Genomic DNA, 17,314 nt, shown 5'->3' with positions numbered 1-17,314 from the left:
CCCATTTCAAGATGCAATTCATAACATACGAACGATATGATTTACTTATTATTTTACTGATTCCTGATGGGGAAAGTCAAAAAAGCAAAATGAGAATTCACAGCTTTTTTCCTAGATATTTCGATATTTCACCTGTTTGACAAGTTTATTTTTAAAAGCCTGAAAAAGAACGTGTTCATTCTGCTGGTCTCCAAATTGACGGACATTTACCGCGCCTTCCTGCTCTTCACGATCTCCAAGCACTAGCACGTAAGGGACTTTCTGCACCTGCGACTCTCTGACTTTGTAGCCGAGCTTCTCATTGCGCTCATCAATCTCTGCCCTTATTCCCAGCTGTTTCAGCTCTGCCTGCACCTTTCTGCAATAGGCCAAGTGAACATGTGAAACCGGTATGATTTGAACCTGGACCGGTGCGAGCCAGACTGGGAAAGCTCCGCTGAAATGCTCGATCAAAATGCCGAAGAAACGGTCGATTGAGCCGAATACCGCTCTGTGGATGACAACAGGACGAACCTTCTCATTGTGTTCATTGATATAAGTTAAATCAAATTTTTCAGGCATTTGAAAATCAAGCTGAATTGTCGCGCATTGATGGCTCCGTTTCAAGGCATCTTTTATGTGAAAATCAATTTTCGGCCCGTAAAACGCTCCATCGCCTTCATTCACCTCATAAGGCAGGCCAAGCTCCTCAAGAACGTGTGCCAAGGCACGTTCGGACACTTCCCAAAGGCTGTCATCGCCTAATGAGTCATCAGGACGAGTCGAAAGCTCAACTGAATAGTCGAATCCGAATGTACGATATACCTCATCAATCAGCCGGATCGCTTCTTTGATCTCACTCTCAATCTGATCCTCCCGAACGAAGATATGGGCGTCATCCTGGCAGAACGTCCGGACGCGAAGCATTCCGTTTAAAGCGCCGCTGTATTCGTGGCGATGCACCTGTCCGAACTCCGCCATCCGAATCGGCAGATCCCGATAAGAATACAGACTGTTTTTAAAGATGAGCATATGGCCGGGACAATTCATCGGCTTCATTGCGAATCTTGTATCATCAACTTCTGAAAAATACATATTGTCGCGATAATGATCCCAGTGGCCTGACTGCTCCCATAACCGCTGATTCATCATAAACGGCGTACGCACCTCATCGTAGCCGGCCTTTGTTTGCAGCTCACGCGAGAAGCGTTCCAGCTCATTGCGGACAATCTGCCCTTTCGGCAAATAAAACGGCATCCCCGGCGCTTCCTCAGAAAACATAAACAGCTCTAATTGTTTGCCCAGCTTGCGGTGGTCTCGTTTTTCCGCTTCTTCCAGCATATGAAGATGTGCATCGAGATTTTTTTTCTTTTGAAACGCAACCCCGTACACCCGCTGCAGGACTTCATTTTCGCTGTTTCCGCGCCAATACGCGCCCGATACTCTTGTCAGTTTGAACGCTTTGATCATTCCTGTAGAAGGAAGATGCGGCCCGCGGCACAGGTCAACGAATTCTCCCTGCTGGTACAGCGTGATAGCCTCCCCGCGCGGTATATCGTTCAAAATCTCCAGCTTAAACGGTTCGCCTTTTTCAGCAAACAGCGATTTTGCCTCTTCGTAAGAAACCTCAATTCGTTTGATTTCCAGATTCTCATTGATAATGTTCTTCATTTCTTTTTCGATGGCCTCTAAGTCTCCAGATGTCAAGCTTTGCTCCAGTTTCATATCATAGTAAAAGCCGTCTTCTATCACAGGGCCCATTCCCAATGACACTTCGCCGTACAGCCGTTTCACCGCTTGAGCCAGTATGTGCGCTGATGTGTGGCGAAGCACCTGCAGGCCTTCTTGTGAATCAAGTGTGGTAATCGAAAGCTGAACATCCTTCTCCAGCTTGAAGCTGAGATCAACGAGCTTTCCGTTGACCTGTCCCGCCACCGCCTTCTTTTGCAGGCTGGAACTGATAATACCTGCCGCTTCCTTAATTGTGATGCCTTTTCGATATTCTTTGATCTGTCCGTCCGGAAGCTGAATGTGTACATAGTTACTCATTTTAAACACTCCTTCATTATTTTTGTATAAAAAAACACACCCGTCCCGCTGAAAGGGACGAGTGTGTGATTAACCCGTGGTTCCACCCAAATTCCCGACAAACGCTATGTTTATCGGCTTGGTGCTGTAACGCAGCATAGACGGCATTGGATACTGTAGTTCCCCAATGCTGCTCCAAGGCGGTAAATGATCATCCTAAGCTGGGAAGCTCCCACCTTTTCTTCCCTCTCTGAAAACCGTAACGATCATTCATATCCTTTTCTTCGCATGTATTCAAATATAAAAAAACACATCCATCCCTGTAAAAGGGACGAATGTGTTTATCATCCGTGGTTCCACCCAAATTCCCGACAAACGCTATGTTTATCGGCTCGGTGCTGTAACGCAGCATAGACGGCATTGGATACTGTAGTTCCCCAATGCTGCTCCAAGGCGGTAAATGATCGTCCTAAGCTGGGAAGCTCTCACCTTTTCTTCCCTCTCTGAAAACCGTAACGATCATTCATGTCCTTTTCATCGCATGTATTCAAATACAAAAAAACACATCCATCCCTGTAAAAGGGACGAATGTGTTTATCATCCGTGGTTCCACCCAAATTCCCGATCAACACACATGGTGTATCGGCTTTAAGGTGCTGTAACGCAGCATAACGGTATCAGATACTTTTATTTCCCCGATACGGCTCAAAGGCGGTAAGCTGCTTTCCCTGCGTTAGGAAGATCTCAGCTGTTCTTCCCTCTCTGGAAACCGTAAAAAGCATCTCATGTCCTTATCAGTGCCTATATACATTACTTATTGTTTGATCATTTCATATATCTTACAATATATTTTTTTAAACAGCAATCTTATTTTGTAAAAAAAAAGCAAAAGAAACCGATCATTTCTTTTGCTTGCATCATTAACAAATCTGCTTCAGTTCCTCTATGTATTGAAGCGCTTCGTCATATTCTTCATTTGTATATTTTTGCTTGCTTTTAATCGTGAAGACTTTTTCTTTCTTTTCCTCAGCCTCAAGTCCATCAAAGTAAAGGATCGTGGAAACCAGCTCTAAAAACCGAGATGAACGGCTGTTTACATTGTCGATATACCCTTTGATATCCGGCATATCCAGATCAGCATGGTCTAAAAACGCGGAGCCTGTCTCAGTCAGCGAATAACGGTATTGAAAATAACCGCCCTTTTTTTCCTTCACCTCATGCAGAAATCCAAGGTTGCACAGCTCTTCAATCTGGAGCGTCAGTTCCTCTGAATACGGTCCGTAAAAGTGAAAATCATATTTCTCATAGAAAGGAAACTGCATTTTTTTTGCGATATAAATCATTTTCTGCAGCTTCTTCCGCCCGATGATTTCTCCAGAATCCGAGAACACCTTCATCAGTTTTGCATGTTCTTTCAACAAATTCCCGACATCTCCTTTTTCCTTCTTTCCAGTTTCTATGTCAGTCCCAGCAGCTGCCGGATTTTCATTTTCGCTTCCGGATGTTCAGAGCTATCACAAATCAAGTCCTTCGGATAATACAGTTTGTGGTCCGTCCGCCGTTTTCCGGAAATGGACTCTACAATAGCAGATTGTCTGGACAGCTCTTTAATTTGGCCGTTTTGCGTCAAAAGGTGGATCGGCAGACGCTCCTCTTCCTCCCCCGGACGGTAAAAGTCGTACGGCAGGTCTGAAGAAGAATCGACGACCAAATAATAATTCGGATCGATTCCCGCCTCTTTGAACAATGAAGTCAGCTCAAAATAAGCCGACATTTCTTCATTCGGATTGAATTCAACGTATTGGAACAGCTGGCGGTTAATGAACCTGCGGCACAAATCGGACAAAATCTCGTCCTCTTCATCCTCCCAAGCCTGGAAATAATATAAAATAATAGATTCATCAAGCTTCACATAATCCTCCAGTATCAATTTCCCTTCAAAAATAGAATAGAAGTGAACCGGAGCGTGAGTGAAGACATAGCCTTCATCGTGCAGCTGCTTCGCTCTGTGAAGAATCTTCGTTAAGATGACCTCTGCACTTCTTGTCACAGGATGGAAATACACTTGCCAGTACATTTGGTAGCGGCTCATGATATAGTCTTCGACAGCGTGCATCCCGCTTTCTTTAATGACGATCTGATCCTCACGCGGCCGCATCACCCGAAGAATCCGTTCCATATCAAAATGGCCGTAGCTGACGCCCGTATAATAAGCGTCACGCTGAAGGTAGTCCATGCGGTCTGCATCTATCTGACTCGAAATCAGGCTGACCACTTGTTTGTTTTTATAAGTTTTGGCAATGACTTCAGCAACATCCTGCGGGAAACTCGGACTCACTTTTCTAAGCACCTGATTGACCTCTGTGTCCCCCAAAATAATATCTCTTGTAAATTCTTCATGGTCAAGATGAAAAACTTTTTCAAATGAATGCGAAAACGGCCCGTGCCCGAGATCATGAAGCAGCGCCGCGGCCAAACAGAGTTCGCGCTCACTGTCATCCCATTCAGGGCGGCCTTTAAAGACGTCATCAACCATTCTCCTGACAATTTCATAGACACCGAGAGAATGATTAAACCGGCTGTGCTCAGCCCCGTGGAACGTCAAATACGTCGTGCCGAGCTGCTTAATTCTGCGGAGACGCTGAAATTCGCGGGTTCCGATCAAATCCCATATCAGCTTGTCCCGCACATGAACATAACGGTGCACCGGATCTTTAAACACTTTTTCTTCTGATAATTTTCCATTTGGATACGCCATCGTCATTCCCTCTTTTTTTTAGCCGTGTTTCTATTATATCGACTCTATTCTTTGAAAACATCCTTGAATTTGCCCGGCGATTTGTTCCATCTTTACGAAAAAGATATAATGTGAAGCAAAAAAGCCTGACCTGAGGGCCAAGGCTATGAAAAAATAAGTTTTGACTATTTAATTTTCTTTTTTACTTTGTCAATCAGCTCATCCTCTGTCGGAGCTGACAGCGGGCGATTGTTTACAAAAGCAAATGATTTTTTTCGTCCGGGCCCGCAATAAGATTGGCACCCTACCTCAATCTTTGCATCCGGGTCCACTTCTTTTAAACGCGGCAGCAATGTTTTGATATTAGTGGCTTGGCAATCATCACACACTCGAAATTCATTAGCCATGACGTACGCTTCCCTTCATTTCTATGTTCATCTATGTGCATAACCTAAAATCGCTTTTTAAAAAAATCACATCACATGTCATTTTACAAGGATTCAACTGTTCCTGCAAGCCGCTCCATCCTTCGTATCTCCTATTCTTTCAGCCAACTTGTATAAATATTTTTCAAACTGGACATTCTAATACCATGAAAAGAAAAATGGGAGTTGAGATAAATGACAAAACAGCGACAAGACGCTTGGTCAGAAGAAAATGATCTACTTTTAGCCGAAACAGTGCTTCGGCATGTGAGGGAGGGCAGCACTCAGCTGAACGCCTTTGAAGAAGTCGGAGATAAATTAAACCGGACTTCTGCCGCGTGTGGATTTAGATGGAACGCGGTCGTCCGCCATCAATATGAAAAAGCGCTTCAGCTTGCGAAAAAACAGCGAAAGCAGCGGATGAGAGCGCTCGGGAACGGGCAGTCAGCGAAAAAAAGACTATTATATCAGCCTCCTGCGGTTGATCCTGAAATCATTCAAGAAACTGCTGCAGAGGAACCGGTTAAAAGAAACACCCCGGCAGCTGAACATGAGCAGCAGCCTTTCATGTCAGGCGAACACATGCCTTTTGTGGATGAAAGCTTTAAGGAAGAGTTAGCTAGTTTATCACACTTATTGTCTCCTCAAGCACCTGTAGCCGCGCCGGAGCTCACGATGAATGATGTAATCCGCTTCCTGCAGAATTACGAAGGCAATAACGAGCAATCATCGGCATTAAAAATGGAAAATGAGCGCTTAAAGAAAGAAAACCAGGCATTACAAAGCAAAACGGAACAGCTTGAGGCAGACGTCCAAAAGCTTGAAAAAGACCAAAAAACAATCCAAGAAGATTATGAAACCTTGGTGAAAATTATGAATAGAGCCAGAAAACTAGTTTTATTTGAAGAAGATGAACATGCCTCTCCGTCCTTTAAAATGGATCGGAACGGCAATTTGGAAAAAATGGCAGAATGAGTTAACAAAATCCCAAACCATCAGTTGGTTTTGGGATTTTCGTTCTGTGCAAAATCTCCTTTTTCTTTTGAGAAAAGAAGATTTTAGCATTTTGCAGCGGCTCGTTATTCTTGTAAAATGAGGCCAAGCTTATGGGAATCTATTAAGTCACATGGGCGGTCTCAGCCGTTTTTTGTTTTCGAGGCATGGCGGAAATGACGAGAAGCCCTAGAAGCATCAGTGCGATACCGAACCACGAAGAAAGTGAAAGCCTTTCTCCGATGAAAAACACGCCCAGCAATGAGGCTGTCAGCGGTTCAGCTAAAGACAGCGTAACCGCCGCAGAAGCCGGGACTCCGGTAAGCCCTTTCGCAAACAAAAAGTATGCGGCGCATGTTGCGATTAGACCGATGTAAAGACTCGTTCCCAATCCTCTCGGTGTCCATATCCACGAGATATCCGACTGCCATAAAAGCGGTATCAGCATGATGGCGCTAATCATAAAGACAACGGCGGAAGTCGCTCGCGGAGGCTGTTTTTTCATCATCACTTTACTGATGAGCGTATAGCCTGCAAAAGAAGCTCCAGCCCCAAGTGCCATACAAACACCAGCTACATCAATCCGAATGTTCGAACTGTCGGAAAATAGGAGCCAGCAACCCGCTAAAGCCAGTACAGTCGCGAGCCACCAAGCGTTTCGCGGGCGTTTTTTCAATACAGCCCACTCTATGCTTCCGGCAATGATAGGCGCACTGCCGATCGCGATCACAGTCCCGACCGCAATTCCCGTTTCTTGAACAGCTGTGAAAAACAGCGGCTGGTAGCATGCCATACAAATCGCTGCTGATAATACGAGCGGCCATGACCAATTTTTTATGTGAAGCTCCCGGCTGATCCAAACGGCAAGCAGCATGGCGCTTCCTCCTATTAATAATCTGAACGCTCCGAAAGCCAGTGGTGTAGAGCTTTCCGGAGCCAGCGCCTGAACAGTTCCCGTCGTTCCCCACAAAAAAGCTGCGATCAACACAAACAAGCTGTAAACATTCCCTTTCATCTGCCTCTCCCCTTTGTATATGGATGCCGATATCGTTTTTCTTTTTAGTCACGGTTGTCTGTACGTAAGAAGGGTTTATCTGAAAATAAGATTATTGAGGATAAAATGCCGCTGGAAATAAAAAATGCATGCCGGCCTGATACAGCTGGCATGCGAAGAACGCTCAGCCAAATACCTTTGCATTCCGCTCAGCCATCCGGATGAGGTTTTTCTCAAATTCTATTTCCTCATCAGTGGACAATCCTGCTGAATAAAGCTGACTGCTTAACGCTTTTAATTCGGTCAGCAAAGCGAGCATTAGGTCTTGTACGGAGATGTCTGTTTGCAGAAGCTCGCTTAAGGACGCCATCGTTTCCGGCTGAATCTCCGGATAGACGCCTTTTTTATCGTTTTGTTTGTCCTTTAGCGCCGCTTGGTAGAATCGTCTGATCAAATCAGCTCTTTCACTGCCGCTCTTATCCGCGCAAAGATAAATCTGAACAGCGACTCCGCCGCGAACGCGCCGTTGTGAAATGCCGGCGAATTTTTTGCCATTGATGCTGAGGTCATAACTTCCGGGACAATAAGATCCTGCAATTTCATATGCTTCGATCTTTGCGTTGTATGGCTTTAGCATCCGTCTCATCAGCTCAACCATCGCTTCGTAGCCTTTGTCTATGTCGATGCCTTTCTTTTCGTCCTTGAATATGAGAGAAATATTTAACACGCCTTCATCCAAAACGACGGCAAGACCGCCTGAATTGCGTACGATGACGCGGTGTCCTTCGTTCTCCAGCAAGGAGATGCCATCCTGCAAAAACGGGAGGCGCGTATCCTGAATTCCAAGGACAATTGTATCGTGGTGCACCCATGAACGCGCTGTCGCCGGCGACATGCCTTTTCCGACGGACAGGCACAGCGTATCATCCATTGCGAAGGATTGCTTCGCGTCAAATAAAGGGCCGAGACTGGATTGGTCAATGACTCTCCATGTCGGCTGCATCAGTAAATCAATCGGTTGGTTTGCCATCTATGTAAAACCCTTTCATGTTAGGCTTTTAAACGAAAACTATTATATCATTTCAGCCGCTGTGATTGAAAATTGCTTTTCAGCATCGTAATAAAAATTTCTTTATTTTTCGTATTTTCCATAAGTGGAGAATGAATATACGACAGCTTGCGCTTTAACGAGATGTCTTTTATATGAAGAATTGAAATGTCACGGTGAATCAAATCCTTATGCAGCACGCTTCTGGATAGAACGGACAGCCCCATGCCGCTAATCACCGCTTCTTTTACGCCTTGATTGCTGCTGATGGTGAACATTGACTTCGGCCGCAGTCCATTAGAGCTGAGCACATGATCGAGATACTCTCTCGTTCCGGAGCCTTTTTCCCTTGTTACCCATGCTTCGTTTTGCAAATCGGTGATTGAAATGTCTTTCTGTCCGGCCAGCGGATGCTGATTAGGCGCAGCGATGCACATTTCATCCTCCATGAACGGTTCAATTTCCAGTTCGTTTTCGTTTGTATGTCCTTCAATCAGCCCGATATCAGCCTGCAGCATCCGCACACGCTCACTGACCTCCTTTGTATTGCCGATCATGACATCGAGGTTCAGCTCTGGATACAGTCTCTGCAGCTGGGCCAGAAGCGGTGGAAGAATATACTCTCCGATCGTAAAGCTGGCAGCGATTTTCAATTCACCCTTCACATAGTGATGATGCGCATAGATTTCAGTCTTTGCTTGTTCATAGAGAAATACCATTTGCTTTGCTCTTTGATACAATATGTCACCTGTGGGCGTTGTCGTAAAGTGCTTGGGCGACCGGTTCAGGAGAGCCGTTTGAAATTCCTTCTCAAGATTTTTGATATGCAGACTGACGCTGGGCTGGGAGATCATCAGCTTTTCCGCCGCTTTTGTGAAGTTTTTTTCTTCTACTACCGCTATAAACGTTTTCAGCACGTCATAATACAAAAACCCCACCCCTGTCATTAATAGAATAATGGTTATGATCAGTTTTCTTTATTGTACTTATATCATCTGGCTTGGTAAAGAAGACGATTCGGAGGCGCAAAAAAAGGCAGCCCTCCGAAGAGAACTGCCATCGTCTTCATTTTGATTACAATGCTTGCACCGCTGTAATTAATGCGAGGTTATAAACATCTTCTGCGTTACACCCTCTTGAAAGGTCGTTTACAGGCATATTTAAACCTTGCAGGATTGGTCCTACAGCTTCAAAATTACCCAAACGCTGAGCGATTTTATAGCCGATATTTCCTGCTTCAAGGCTCGGGAATACGAATACGTTAGCATTCCCTTTAATCTCGGAATCCGGTGCTTTTTTCTCTGCTACAGATGGAACAAACGCGGCATCGAATTGGAATTCGCCGTCAAGTGTCAATTCAGGCGCTTTTTCCTTCGCGATTTCCACAGCATTTGCTACTTTTTCTGTTTCATCAGACTTTGCTGAGCCTTTTGTAGAGAAGCTTAGCATAGCTACGCGCGGCTCAATGTCGAACATTTTTGCCGTATTGGCGCTTTCTATCGCAATCTCGGCCAGATCCTGGCTGTCAGGCGCAATGTTGATGGCACAATCTGCGAATACGTATTGCTCTTCTCCGCGAGCCATGATAAATACGCCAGAAGTCTTTTTCACGCCTTCTTTTGTTTTAATGATTTGAAGAGCCGGACGAACGGTGTCGGCTGTTGAATGCGCCGCTCCGCTAACAAGTCCGTGTGCAAGGCCTTTATACACAAGCATTGTACCAAAGTAGTTCTCGTCTAATAACGCTTTTCGAGCTTGTTCTTCTGTCGCTTTGCCTTTACGGCGCTCCACGAATGCTTGGACAAGGTCTTCCATACCTTCATATGTATGAGGATCATAAATCTCAACGCCGTTAAGCGTCAGGTTTAGTTCTTTTGCTTTTGTTTGGATCTCATTTTCATTGCCGATCACAATCGGATTCAGCACTTTGTTTTCTGCAAGCTTGCTGACCGCTTCTAAAATACGCTCATCTAATCCTTCAGGGAATACAATTTTAACGGCTTTTCCAGCTACTTTTTCTTGCACTGTTGAAAATAAATCTGCCACAATAAAACCTCCTCAAAAAGTTACAAAAACGCTTTCTTTACTAGCATACTCTTCTTCCAATCAAATTCAAACAGCCAACTTTCATTATAGCGCTTTCACGAAAAAATCCTATTTTTTAAATTAATTAAAGCAGCTCCATTTTCCCTTATAGTTTCTCTTATTTTTATGGAGTTATACAGATGGGATGTTCAAGGTTTCTCCACAGTAGAATCGGATAAACTATGGTATAGTGAAGGCAACTATGAAAAGACAATAGGAGTGAAGATAAATGAGTGAACAGCAAATGACAAATGAAGCTGCGAAAACGCTTGACGGCTGGTATGCGCTTCATGATTTCCGCACAATGGACTGGACTTCCTGGAAGATGCTGTCCAGTGATGAGCGCCAATCTATCATCCATGAATTCACAGGATTGCTTGAAAAGTGGGGAGTGGCCCAAAAAGAAGGAAAAGGATCACAAACTCTTTACAGCATCGTCGGTCAAAAGGCTGATTTTATGCTGATGATTCTTCGCCCTACAATGGAAGAATTAAATGAAATTGAGCTCGAATTCAATAAATCAAGACTTGCTGAGTTCACCATCCCGGCTTACTCCTACGTATCAGTGGTAGAGCTGAGCAACTACTTGGCAAGCGGTGACGGCGACCCATACGAAAATCCTCATGTGCGCGCACGCCTTTATCCTGAACTGCCTGAATCAAAATATGTGTGCTTCTATCCAATGGATAAAAGAAGATCCGGCAATGACAACTGGTACATGCTTTCAATGGAAGAACGCAGAAACTTGATGAGAAGCCATGGCTTAATCGGCCGCAGCTATGCGGGTAAAGTCAAGCAGATCATTACTGGCTCAGTCGGCTTTGACGATTACGAGTGGGGCGTTACTTTATTCAGCGATGATGTGCTTCAATTCAAAAAACTTGTGTATGAAATGCGTTTTGACGAAGTCAGCGCCCGCTACGGTGAGTTCGGTTCATTTTTTGTCGGCAACCGCCTTTCGCTCGATACACTTTCTCAATTTCTACATGTATAATATTCTCCTCCCGCCCAAGTCGGCGGGAGTTTATCACCTCCACTTATCAGAATATACACAAAATTCATTATTTTACGATCCGAAGGGGTGGAAACCAGAAAAGCAATCTTCTTTCATCATTAGCGAAGCTTGGACAATAAGGGCTTTTATATAGAAGGTTAAAAACTTTGTTTATTGAAATCAGGCTGATCAACTTTCTGTTCATACTTGCCGTACTTTTTATACGCCCATACGCTGAGCACAAATCCGAGCACTGTGATAGCGGCGCAAATCAACCCGACTGCTGCATACCCGTACCCCACATATACAGGTCCCATCAAAGCAGATCCTAATGTCACAGCCAGATTCGAGGCGAGGCTGTAAAACACCATGACTTTTCCACGATGACGCTCTGAGCAGTCACTTAAAATGGTGCTGAGCAGTGTCACCGTCAAGCTTTGCATTAGGCCCCAGATAAAAAGGCTGACAATAAACAGAACCATCGAAGCCGGTGTATACGCTAAACATGCCAGCAGCGCACTGATGACTCCCAGTGCAATCAAAAGGGAACGCATTTTTCCGATACGATCGGCAATTTTCCCTGTAATGACACTCATGGAAAACCCGACGCCGTAAATCATAATAAATAAGCCCGCAGCTGTATTTCCTCCGGTGAAAATGCCTTGAAGGTAGGAGCCTAAGAATGAATACATACCGTAAAAACCGATCATATTACAAAAGGTTATTGTGATATAAACAGGCACGCGGGGAACTTTCAATGCGTCCCTGAATGTCCCAGCCGACTCTTCTTTTGCTTCCTTGCCGCTGTTTTTATGTCCATCATGACGGCGCATCTCAAGCAGGATCAACAGAACAACCAGAACGCCCATCAAGGCAAAAATCCAGAATGTCCATCTCCAATGCAGGACGCCTCCGATCAATGATCCGAGCGGCACACCGAAGATCAGTGCCAGTGACCAGCTTGAAACGATCAGCCCCATCACCTTGCCCCGATATGTATAAGGAACACGATCTCCCACAATTGCGTAAGCGGTCGGCACAAACGCTCCCGCAGCCAAACCCGACAGCGCACGCCCTAAAAAAAAGAAGAAGACATTTTGAGCTAAAGCACATATCACAGTTCCGATGATAAAGATCATAAGCCCCGCCAGTAAGCTTAGTTCTCTGGAGTATTTATCACCTAAAGGAACCAGCAGCGGCGCACCGATAAAAATCATGACGCCGTAAATACTGATAGATAACGCAAGAACACCGACATCTGAGCTAAAGGATGTTGCTAAATTCGGCAGCAGCGGGGAAATCACAAGTTCTTCAGATCCAGCCGCAAATACCCCCATCGTTAAAGCCAGTGCTAACAATAGCGGAAAATGGTGTTTGGTATGGATGTTATCGTTTCGTTTACTGTTCATTCTTCATCAACTACCTCTTCCATAATCTTCTTATTGTGAATTATAGTTTAGCATTGCTTTTTTAAAATCAAAATCGCAAACGAGATGTTTATGAATTTTATTATTTTCTTTTGAATGTAAATATGTATTTTATATTTCTTTTTGAAAATTTATTATGATAAGGAAATTCCGATGTCACTAGCTTACTCGACATGATTTATCCAGATTACCCGAATATCCCTGTTGCCGTAGCGCTTCCTCAGATTGTTAAGCATGGTTTCGATACTTGAAATTCCTCTAATATTCAACTGAGCAATTTTCTTCGATTTTCCCGCCTGTTGTTTTATCCTTATTTTGAAAATAGGCAAAAAAAGACGAAGATGCCTCCGCTCTTCGATTAACACATTCCTCTTTTTATCTAAAATTAGTATTCCAGTTAAACCCAATCTCCTCATCATTCCACGGAATTCTTTTTTCATCAGGCTGATCCGGGTTATACGGCATAGTAGTGAAGTAGATAATCGTCAGCGGCGTCTCTCCCAGCACTCTGTATCCGTGGGCAACCCCTTTTGGGATCAATAACAGCATCGGATTGTCTTCACCCATATAATAGACGTCTGTTTCCCCTTTAGTCTTTGAGCCCTCGCGCAGATCGTATAGGACAACCTGAGCGTGGCCTGTTGGGAAGAACCAGAGATCATCCTGCTTCTCATGATAATGAAATGCTTTAATTACGCCTGGATAGCTTTTTGACCAAGACGCCTGCCCGAAATGCTCAAGAAGATTTTCATCATCTCGAACCAGCTCAGCAAAAAAACCCCGGTCATCATTATGCTTCGTCAATTTTTTCACCTTGACCCCATTAATCACGGGCGCTGCTCCTCTCCTGTACATACTCCCGTAGCGCTTCCCGCCAATGGCGGGGGCGAATACCGGCTGCTTCAATGGCCTGATGACTCAGCACGGAGTAAGCCGGACGGGGTGTTTTGTTCCCGTATTCTTCTGTTGTGACAGGCAAAATGACTGTAGACAGCCCGCTTTCTTCCATAATCGCCTTCGCAAATTCATACCAGCTGCACATGCCTGAATTGCTGACATGATAGATGCCCGGAGGATGGCTGAACAGCTTAATGACCGCTTCTGCTGCATCCTTCGTATAGGTAGGTGAACCAATTTGATCGTTTACAACCTGCAGCTCATGTTTCGTTTCAGCAAGCTTCAGCATGGTCTGAACGAAATTGCTGCCGCCATGTCCGTACATCCATGACATTCTGATAATCGTGCTGTCTTTTGTCGCTAATCGAATCAATTCTTCCCCGAGCTTTTTACTTTTGCCGTAGATGGTTTTTGGATCGAGGGGATCGTCTTCCTTGTATGGCTGGGTTCCTTTCCCATCAAATACATAATCCGTACTGATATGAACATATTGAGCGCCGATGCGGGCTGCTTCAAGCGCCGTATAATAAGCGCTGATTCCGTTTATCAAATAGGCTTTATCAAGTTCTGTCTCGCATTTATCAACCGACGTAAATGCGGCTGTATTGACCACGATATCCGGCTGATAATGATCGAACGAATGCCGTACTGAACGCTTGTCAGCGATATTCATCATCTTCTTTGTTAACGCAATAACCTCATATCCGGCTTGCTTCAGCTGGCGGCACAGTTCCAGTCCAAGCTGTCCTCCCGCACCAGTCACCAATACCTTTGTCAATCGAATCACCTTCTCATCGGTCATTGTCTGTATACCAGTGAATTGTACGAGCAATGCCTTCTTCAAACGATACTTCCTGCCGCCAGCCCAGTTCGTTTTTCAGCTTTGATGCATTGATCGCATAACGCCGGTCATGTCCTTTTCGATCTTCCACATGGGTGAACAATTCCTCACAGCCCATATACCTCATGATGATGCTCGCCAGCTCTTTATTCGTACGTTCATTTCCGCCGCCGATGTTATACACCTCGCCGTCTGTTCCTTTTTCTAAAATCAGCTTGATGGCGCGGCAATGATCCTCCGCAAACAGCCAGTCTCGGATCTGAAGCCCATCGCCGTACAACGGAACCGGCAAACCTTGCTTCGCATGGCGGATAATTGTCGGGATCATTTTTTCGCTGTGCTGGTAGGGGCCATAATTGTTGCTGCAACGTGTGATAATGGCCGGAAGCTTGTGGGTTTTCACATAAGACAACACGAGCAAATCAGAGCTTGCTTTGCTGGCTGAGTATGGGTTGTTAGGGGAAAGCGGCGTCGTTTCAGTAAACGCGGGATCATCCGGTTCTAAATCCCCGTAAACCTCATCTGTTGAAATATGAATCAGTTTCTTAGCTTTTCCCCGCAAAACGGCATCCGCCAATCGGTATGTCCCCATGACATTTGTAGTGATAAACGGCTCCGCTTGCGAAATGCTTCTGTCAACATGCGATTCCGCAGCGAAGTGAATCACGCCGTCATAGGTCTGATCAAACGCGCGGTCGATATCCTCCTGAATACTGATATCCCCTTTTACAAAACGAAATCGGCTGTTTTTCTTTAATATGCCGATTTCCTCCGGGTGGCTGGCATACGTCAGTTTATCTAAAACGGTAATGCGGGCATCCGTTTCCTTCAGCATCAGCTTTGTAAACGTGAGTCCGATGAAGCCGGCTCCGCCTGTAATTAAATATGATTTTGCCATCTCTTTTCGTCCTATCCTTTCTGTAAAGCCCGGTGTACAAGCTGAGAGGCGAGATGAAGCGATTCGTGAGTTCCAGCATCAACCCACCAGCCTGATAACACATCATACGTAAGCTGGCTGTTTTCAATGTATAGATTATTCACATCGGTGATTTCCAGCTCGCCGCGCTTTGATGGTGATATTTGTTCAATATATGAAAACACCTCCGCATCATACATATAAATGCCGGTTACACAAAGATTGGTCGGCGGATGCGCGGGCTTTTCGATAATGGAACGAATCCGCTTGTTTTCCTCATCAATCTCAGCAATCCCGAAGCGTTCCGGATCATCAACTTCTTTGAGCAGCACCTTTGCTCCTTTACCCTGCTGTTCAAAGCGTTCCTTATAAGGCTTTAATGAATCTTCGAATATATTATCACCTAATAATAAAAGGAAAGGGTCTTTTTTCGTAAAGCGTTTTGCATAAGACAGTCCATCCGAAATGCCTGATGCGGCCGGCTGTACCTGATAAGTGATGGTGACGTCAAGCTCTTCCCCGTTCCCAAGCAGCTTATAAAATTGCGGCATATGTTCTTTTTGGCTGATGAGTAAAATGTCTTTTATTCCAGCTTCCTCAAGCTTCATAATCGACCAGTAAATCATCGGATACGGGCCCACAGGAAGCAAATGCTTGTTGACGGCTTTCGTTAAGGGCATAAGGCGTGAGCCGTTTCCACCGGCTAAAATAACACCTTTCACATTAACACTTCCTTACATTATGCTTTTTGATCATACAAGTCTTGGAGAATAGCTGATACCCGCTTGATGCCTTTGCCATCCACAAGCGGTCTCCCTCTTTTGTGCAAAGAAAGGCGAAGAGGATAGCTGCTGATGAGTCGTGACATCTGACAAATGAGCGTTTCATCTGATACAAGCTCTCCGAGGTCAAGGTCAAGAGCGGCGCCTTGCTCAGCGAATGTTTTGGCTGTTGCTGTTTGGTGTTCAACCTGGGAAAGAACAAGGCACGGCACACCGATACAAACGGCTTCATAAAGAGAGATGCCCCCGGCGACGATGGCTGCATCCGCTTGTTTCATCAAACCCGCCATATCATTTGTCTGCCTGATCATCGTGTACTGCGGCTTCATTTGAATCTGCCTGCGGACCGCCTCTTGATGCGGTGAAGCTCTCCCCATCACAAACATCGTGTTTTTGTCCTTCATGGCAGGGATTTGATCGGCTGCAGCCAGCACTTTGAAAACAAGCTGTTTCGGATCACTTCCTCCTAATGCGACAACGATATTGCGGCATTTTTTCTTCAGTGTATAATTATTTCTCGCGGTCTGGAAGGAGGGGTGAAGAATAAGATAGTCCGGGCCTTCGTAGACGCGTGTGTTTCCCTGAACGTACACTCTGCCCTTGATATCGCCGCAAATTCCGTTGATGACTGCATCACTATAATGAATTGCTTTTTCGTTTTTCTCTTCAAAAAGTACAATTTTCGCATCAGTTTCTGCCTTTATTTTCGTTAACAGCTCGGAAGGCGCGCCGAGAATATCAAACAAAAGCAGATCAAGTTTCCTGCTTTTTATTTCCTGGAGAATAAATTCGTGCTGGTGCATCTTTGGCTTTATGATGACATGCCAATGGTCTTCAAGAAGAAATGATTCAGACTCCTGGTTCGTATAAAACGTAATCAAGCAGCGCTGTTTGAGTTCTTCCGCCAGTCTTTTCATCCTGACAACATGACCCATGCCCTTTTCATAGCCGCCGTCTGCCAAGATCCCAATTCGCATGGTTATTTAGCCTCTCGTTCAATCGCCGCAGCGAAGTTTTGGTTCAGCTTTGGGGCAGATACATCGAGATTCTCGCCTGCTTTTTGATATAGAATCTTTATCGATCCATCGTTTTCATTTGTATCAATGTCCAGACGATATTGAGGGATGCGACATCGGTCCGGCGACTCTAAAAATGGAAGGCGTGTTGA

16 protein-coding genes, 1 pseudogene and 3 other annotated features are annotated in these 17,314 nt (G+C 45.0%); of the genes and pseudogenes, 2 read left to right on the top strand and 15 right to left on the bottom strand.

Annotation, left to right across the window (positions count from 1 at the left end; translation table 11 throughout):
- Positions 1-111: 111 nt before the first annotated feature.
- The 4 genes from thrS to BTW01_RS15005 all read right to left on the bottom strand — a co-directional run bounded on the left by thrS (position 112) and on the right by BTW01_RS15005 (position 5,151).
- On the bottom strand, positions 112-2,028 hold the full coding sequence (thrS, locus tag BTW01_RS15020; protein WP_162103801.1) for a threonine--tRNA ligase: 1,917 nt from the start codon (positions 2,026-2,028) through the stop codon (positions 112-114).
- 50 nt (positions 2,029-2,078) lie between these two features.
- Positions 2,079-2,301: a binding site (T-box leader), on the bottom strand.
- A gap of 30 nt (positions 2,302-2,331) precedes the next feature.
- Positions 2,332-2,554, bottom strand: a binding site (T-box leader).
- 30 nt (positions 2,555-2,584) lie between these two features.
- Positions 2,585-2,814 (bottom strand) — a binding site (T-box leader).
- Positions 2,815-2,927: 113 nt separating this feature from the next.
- The gene (locus tag BTW01_RS15015) at positions 2,928-3,428 is read right to left on the bottom strand and encodes a YwgA family protein (RefSeq protein WP_162103800.1); all 501 of its coding nucleotides are present in this window, start codon (positions 3,426-3,428) and stop codon (positions 2,928-2,930) included.
- Positions 3,429-3,463: 35 nt separating this feature from the next.
- Positions 3,464-4,765, bottom strand: coding sequence for an HD domain-containing protein (locus BTW01_RS15010; RefSeq protein WP_162103799.1), 1,302 nt, complete (start codon positions 4,763-4,765; stop codon positions 3,464-3,466).
- Positions 4,766-4,929: 164 nt separating this feature from the next.
- On the bottom strand, positions 4,930-5,151 hold the full coding sequence (locus tag BTW01_RS15005; protein ID WP_162103798.1) for a DUF1450 domain-containing protein: 222 nt from the start codon (positions 5,149-5,151) through the stop codon (positions 4,930-4,932).
- A gap of 213 nt (positions 5,152-5,364) precedes the next feature.
- Between BTW01_RS15005 and BTW01_RS15000 the strand changes: the two genes are divergently transcribed.
- Positions 5,365-6,144 (top strand): RsfA family transcriptional regulator, encoded by a 780-nt coding sequence (locus BTW01_RS15000; protein WP_162103797.1) that lies wholly within the window; start codon positions 5,365-5,367, stop codon positions 6,142-6,144.
- A gap of 142 nt (positions 6,145-6,286) precedes the next feature.
- Here the strand turns inward: BTW01_RS15000 and BTW01_RS14995 are convergent, their stop codons facing one another.
- The 4 genes from BTW01_RS14995 to pta form a co-directional block, all read right to left on the bottom strand.
- The gene (locus BTW01_RS14995) at positions 6,287-7,177 is read right to left on the bottom strand and encodes a carboxylate/amino acid/amine transporter (protein WP_162103796.1); all 891 of its coding nucleotides are present in this window, start codon (positions 7,175-7,177) and stop codon (positions 6,287-6,289) included.
- A gap of 163 nt (positions 7,178-7,340) precedes the next feature.
- Positions 7,341-8,186: a lipoate--protein ligase family protein gene (locus BTW01_RS14990; protein WP_162103795.1), complete on the bottom strand. Its 846-nt coding sequence runs from the start codon at positions 8,184-8,186 to the stop codon at positions 7,341-7,343.
- Positions 8,187-8,233: 47 nt separating this feature from the next.
- Positions 8,234-9,133, bottom strand: coding sequence for a cysJI operon transcriptional regulator CysL (gene cysL, locus BTW01_RS14985; protein ID WP_162103794.1), 900 nt, complete (start codon positions 9,131-9,133; stop codon positions 8,234-8,236).
- 145 nt (positions 9,134-9,278) lie between these two features.
- Positions 9,279-10,250: a phosphate acetyltransferase gene (gene pta, locus BTW01_RS14980; protein WP_162103793.1), complete on the bottom strand. Its 972-nt coding sequence runs from the start codon at positions 10,248-10,250 to the stop codon at positions 9,279-9,281.
- A 268-nt stretch (positions 10,251-10,518) separates the two neighbouring features.
- Here pta and hemQ point away from each other — a divergent pair, with 268 nt between their 5' ends.
- Positions 10,519-11,283: a hydrogen peroxide-dependent heme synthase gene (gene hemQ, locus BTW01_RS14975; protein WP_162103792.1), complete on the top strand. Its 765-nt coding sequence runs from the start codon at positions 10,519-10,521 to the stop codon at positions 11,281-11,283.
- Between the two features lie 158 nt (positions 11,284-11,441).
- On the opposite strand, the gene BTW01_RS14970 is transcribed toward hemQ, so the two are convergent.
- From BTW01_RS14970 to BTW01_RS14940, 7 genes and pseudogenes are all read right to left on the bottom strand, one after another.
- A complete protein-coding gene (locus BTW01_RS14970; RefSeq protein ID WP_162103791.1) occupies positions 11,442-12,692 on the bottom strand; it encodes an MFS transporter in 1,251 nt (416 codons plus the stop codon).
- A gap of 393 nt (positions 12,693-13,085) precedes the next feature.
- Positions 13,086-13,541 (bottom strand): dTDP-4-dehydrorhamnose 3,5-epimerase family protein, encoded by a 456-nt coding sequence (locus BTW01_RS14965; protein WP_162103790.1) that lies wholly within the window; start codon positions 13,539-13,541, stop codon positions 13,086-13,088.
- Positions 13,534-14,385: a dTDP-4-dehydrorhamnose reductase gene (gene rfbD / locus BTW01_RS14960; protein ID WP_162103989.1), complete on the bottom strand. Its 852-nt coding sequence runs from the start codon at positions 14,383-14,385 to the stop codon at positions 13,534-13,536. Before rfbD ends, BTW01_RS14965 begins: the two co-directional genes overlap by 8 nt.
- Before the next feature lie 13 nt (positions 14,386-14,398).
- A complete protein-coding gene (rfbB, locus tag BTW01_RS14955) occupies positions 14,399-15,346 on the bottom strand; it encodes a dTDP-glucose 4,6-dehydratase (RefSeq protein WP_162103789.1) in 948 nt (315 codons plus the stop codon).
- Between the two features lie 11 nt (positions 15,347-15,357).
- The gene (locus BTW01_RS14950; protein ID WP_162103788.1) at positions 15,358-16,086 is read right to left on the bottom strand and encodes a sugar phosphate nucleotidyltransferase; all 729 of its coding nucleotides are present in this window, start codon (positions 16,084-16,086) and stop codon (positions 15,358-15,360) included.
- 17 nt (positions 16,087-16,103) lie between these two features.
- Positions 16,104-17,123, bottom strand: coding sequence for a PseG/SpsG family protein (locus tag BTW01_RS14945; RefSeq protein ID WP_162103787.1), 1,020 nt, complete (start codon positions 17,121-17,123; stop codon positions 16,104-16,106).
- Between the two features lie 2 nt (positions 17,124-17,125).
- Positions 17,126-17,308 (bottom strand): annotated as a pseudogene (locus BTW01_RS14940) (spore coat protein); the annotation flags it as partial.
- Positions 17,309-17,314 lie beyond the last annotated feature (6 nt).

Origin of the sequence: Bacillus sp. SKDU12, assembly GCF_010093085.1 — a bacterium.
Taxonomy (GTDB): Bacteria; Bacillota; Bacilli; order Bacillales; family Bacillaceae; genus Bacillus; species Bacillus mexicanus.
The sequence above is the reverse complement of the archived record's forward strand: the minus strand, read 5'-3'. Positions and strand labels throughout refer to the sequence as shown.

What these genes read in the sequence shown, in the direction of transcription:
- thrS (WP_162103801.1), bottom strand. Translation starts at nt 2,028, where the DNA reads ATGAGTAACTATGTACACATTCAGCTTCCGGACGGACAGATCAAAGAA.
- BTW01_RS15010 (WP_162103799.1), bottom strand. Translation starts at nt 4,765, where the DNA reads ATGGCGTATCCAAATGGAAAATTATCAGAAGAAAAAGTGTTTAAAGAT.
- BTW01_RS15005 (WP_162103798.1), bottom strand. Translation starts at nt 5,151, where the DNA reads ATGGCTAATGAATTTCGAGTGTGTGATGATTGCCAAGCCACTAATATC.
- BTW01_RS15000 (WP_162103797.1), top strand. Translation starts at nt 5,365, where the DNA reads ATGACAAAACAGCGACAAGACGCTTGGTCAGAAGAAAATGATCTACTT.
- BTW01_RS14995 (WP_162103796.1), bottom strand. Translation starts at nt 7,177, where the DNA reads ATGAAAGGGAATGTTTACAGCTTGTTTGTGTTGATCGCAGCTTTTTTG.
- BTW01_RS14990 (WP_162103795.1), bottom strand. Translation starts at nt 8,186, where the DNA reads ATGGCAAACCAACCGATTGATTTACTGATGCAGCCGACATGGAGAGTC.
- hemQ (WP_162103792.1), top strand. Translation starts at nt 10,519, where the DNA reads ATGAGTGAACAGCAAATGACAAATGAAGCTGCGAAAACGCTTGACGGC.
- BTW01_RS14970 (WP_162103791.1), bottom strand. Translation starts at nt 12,692, where the DNA reads ATGAACAGTAAACGAAACGATAACATCCATACCAAACACCATTTTCCG.
- rfbB (WP_162103789.1), bottom strand. Translation starts at nt 15,346, where the DNA reads ATGGCAAAATCATATTTAATTACAGGCGGAGCCGGCTTCATCGGACTC.
- BTW01_RS14945 (WP_162103787.1), bottom strand. Translation starts at nt 17,123, where the DNA reads ATGCGAATTGGGATCTTGGCAGACGGCGGCTATGAAAAGGGCATGGGT.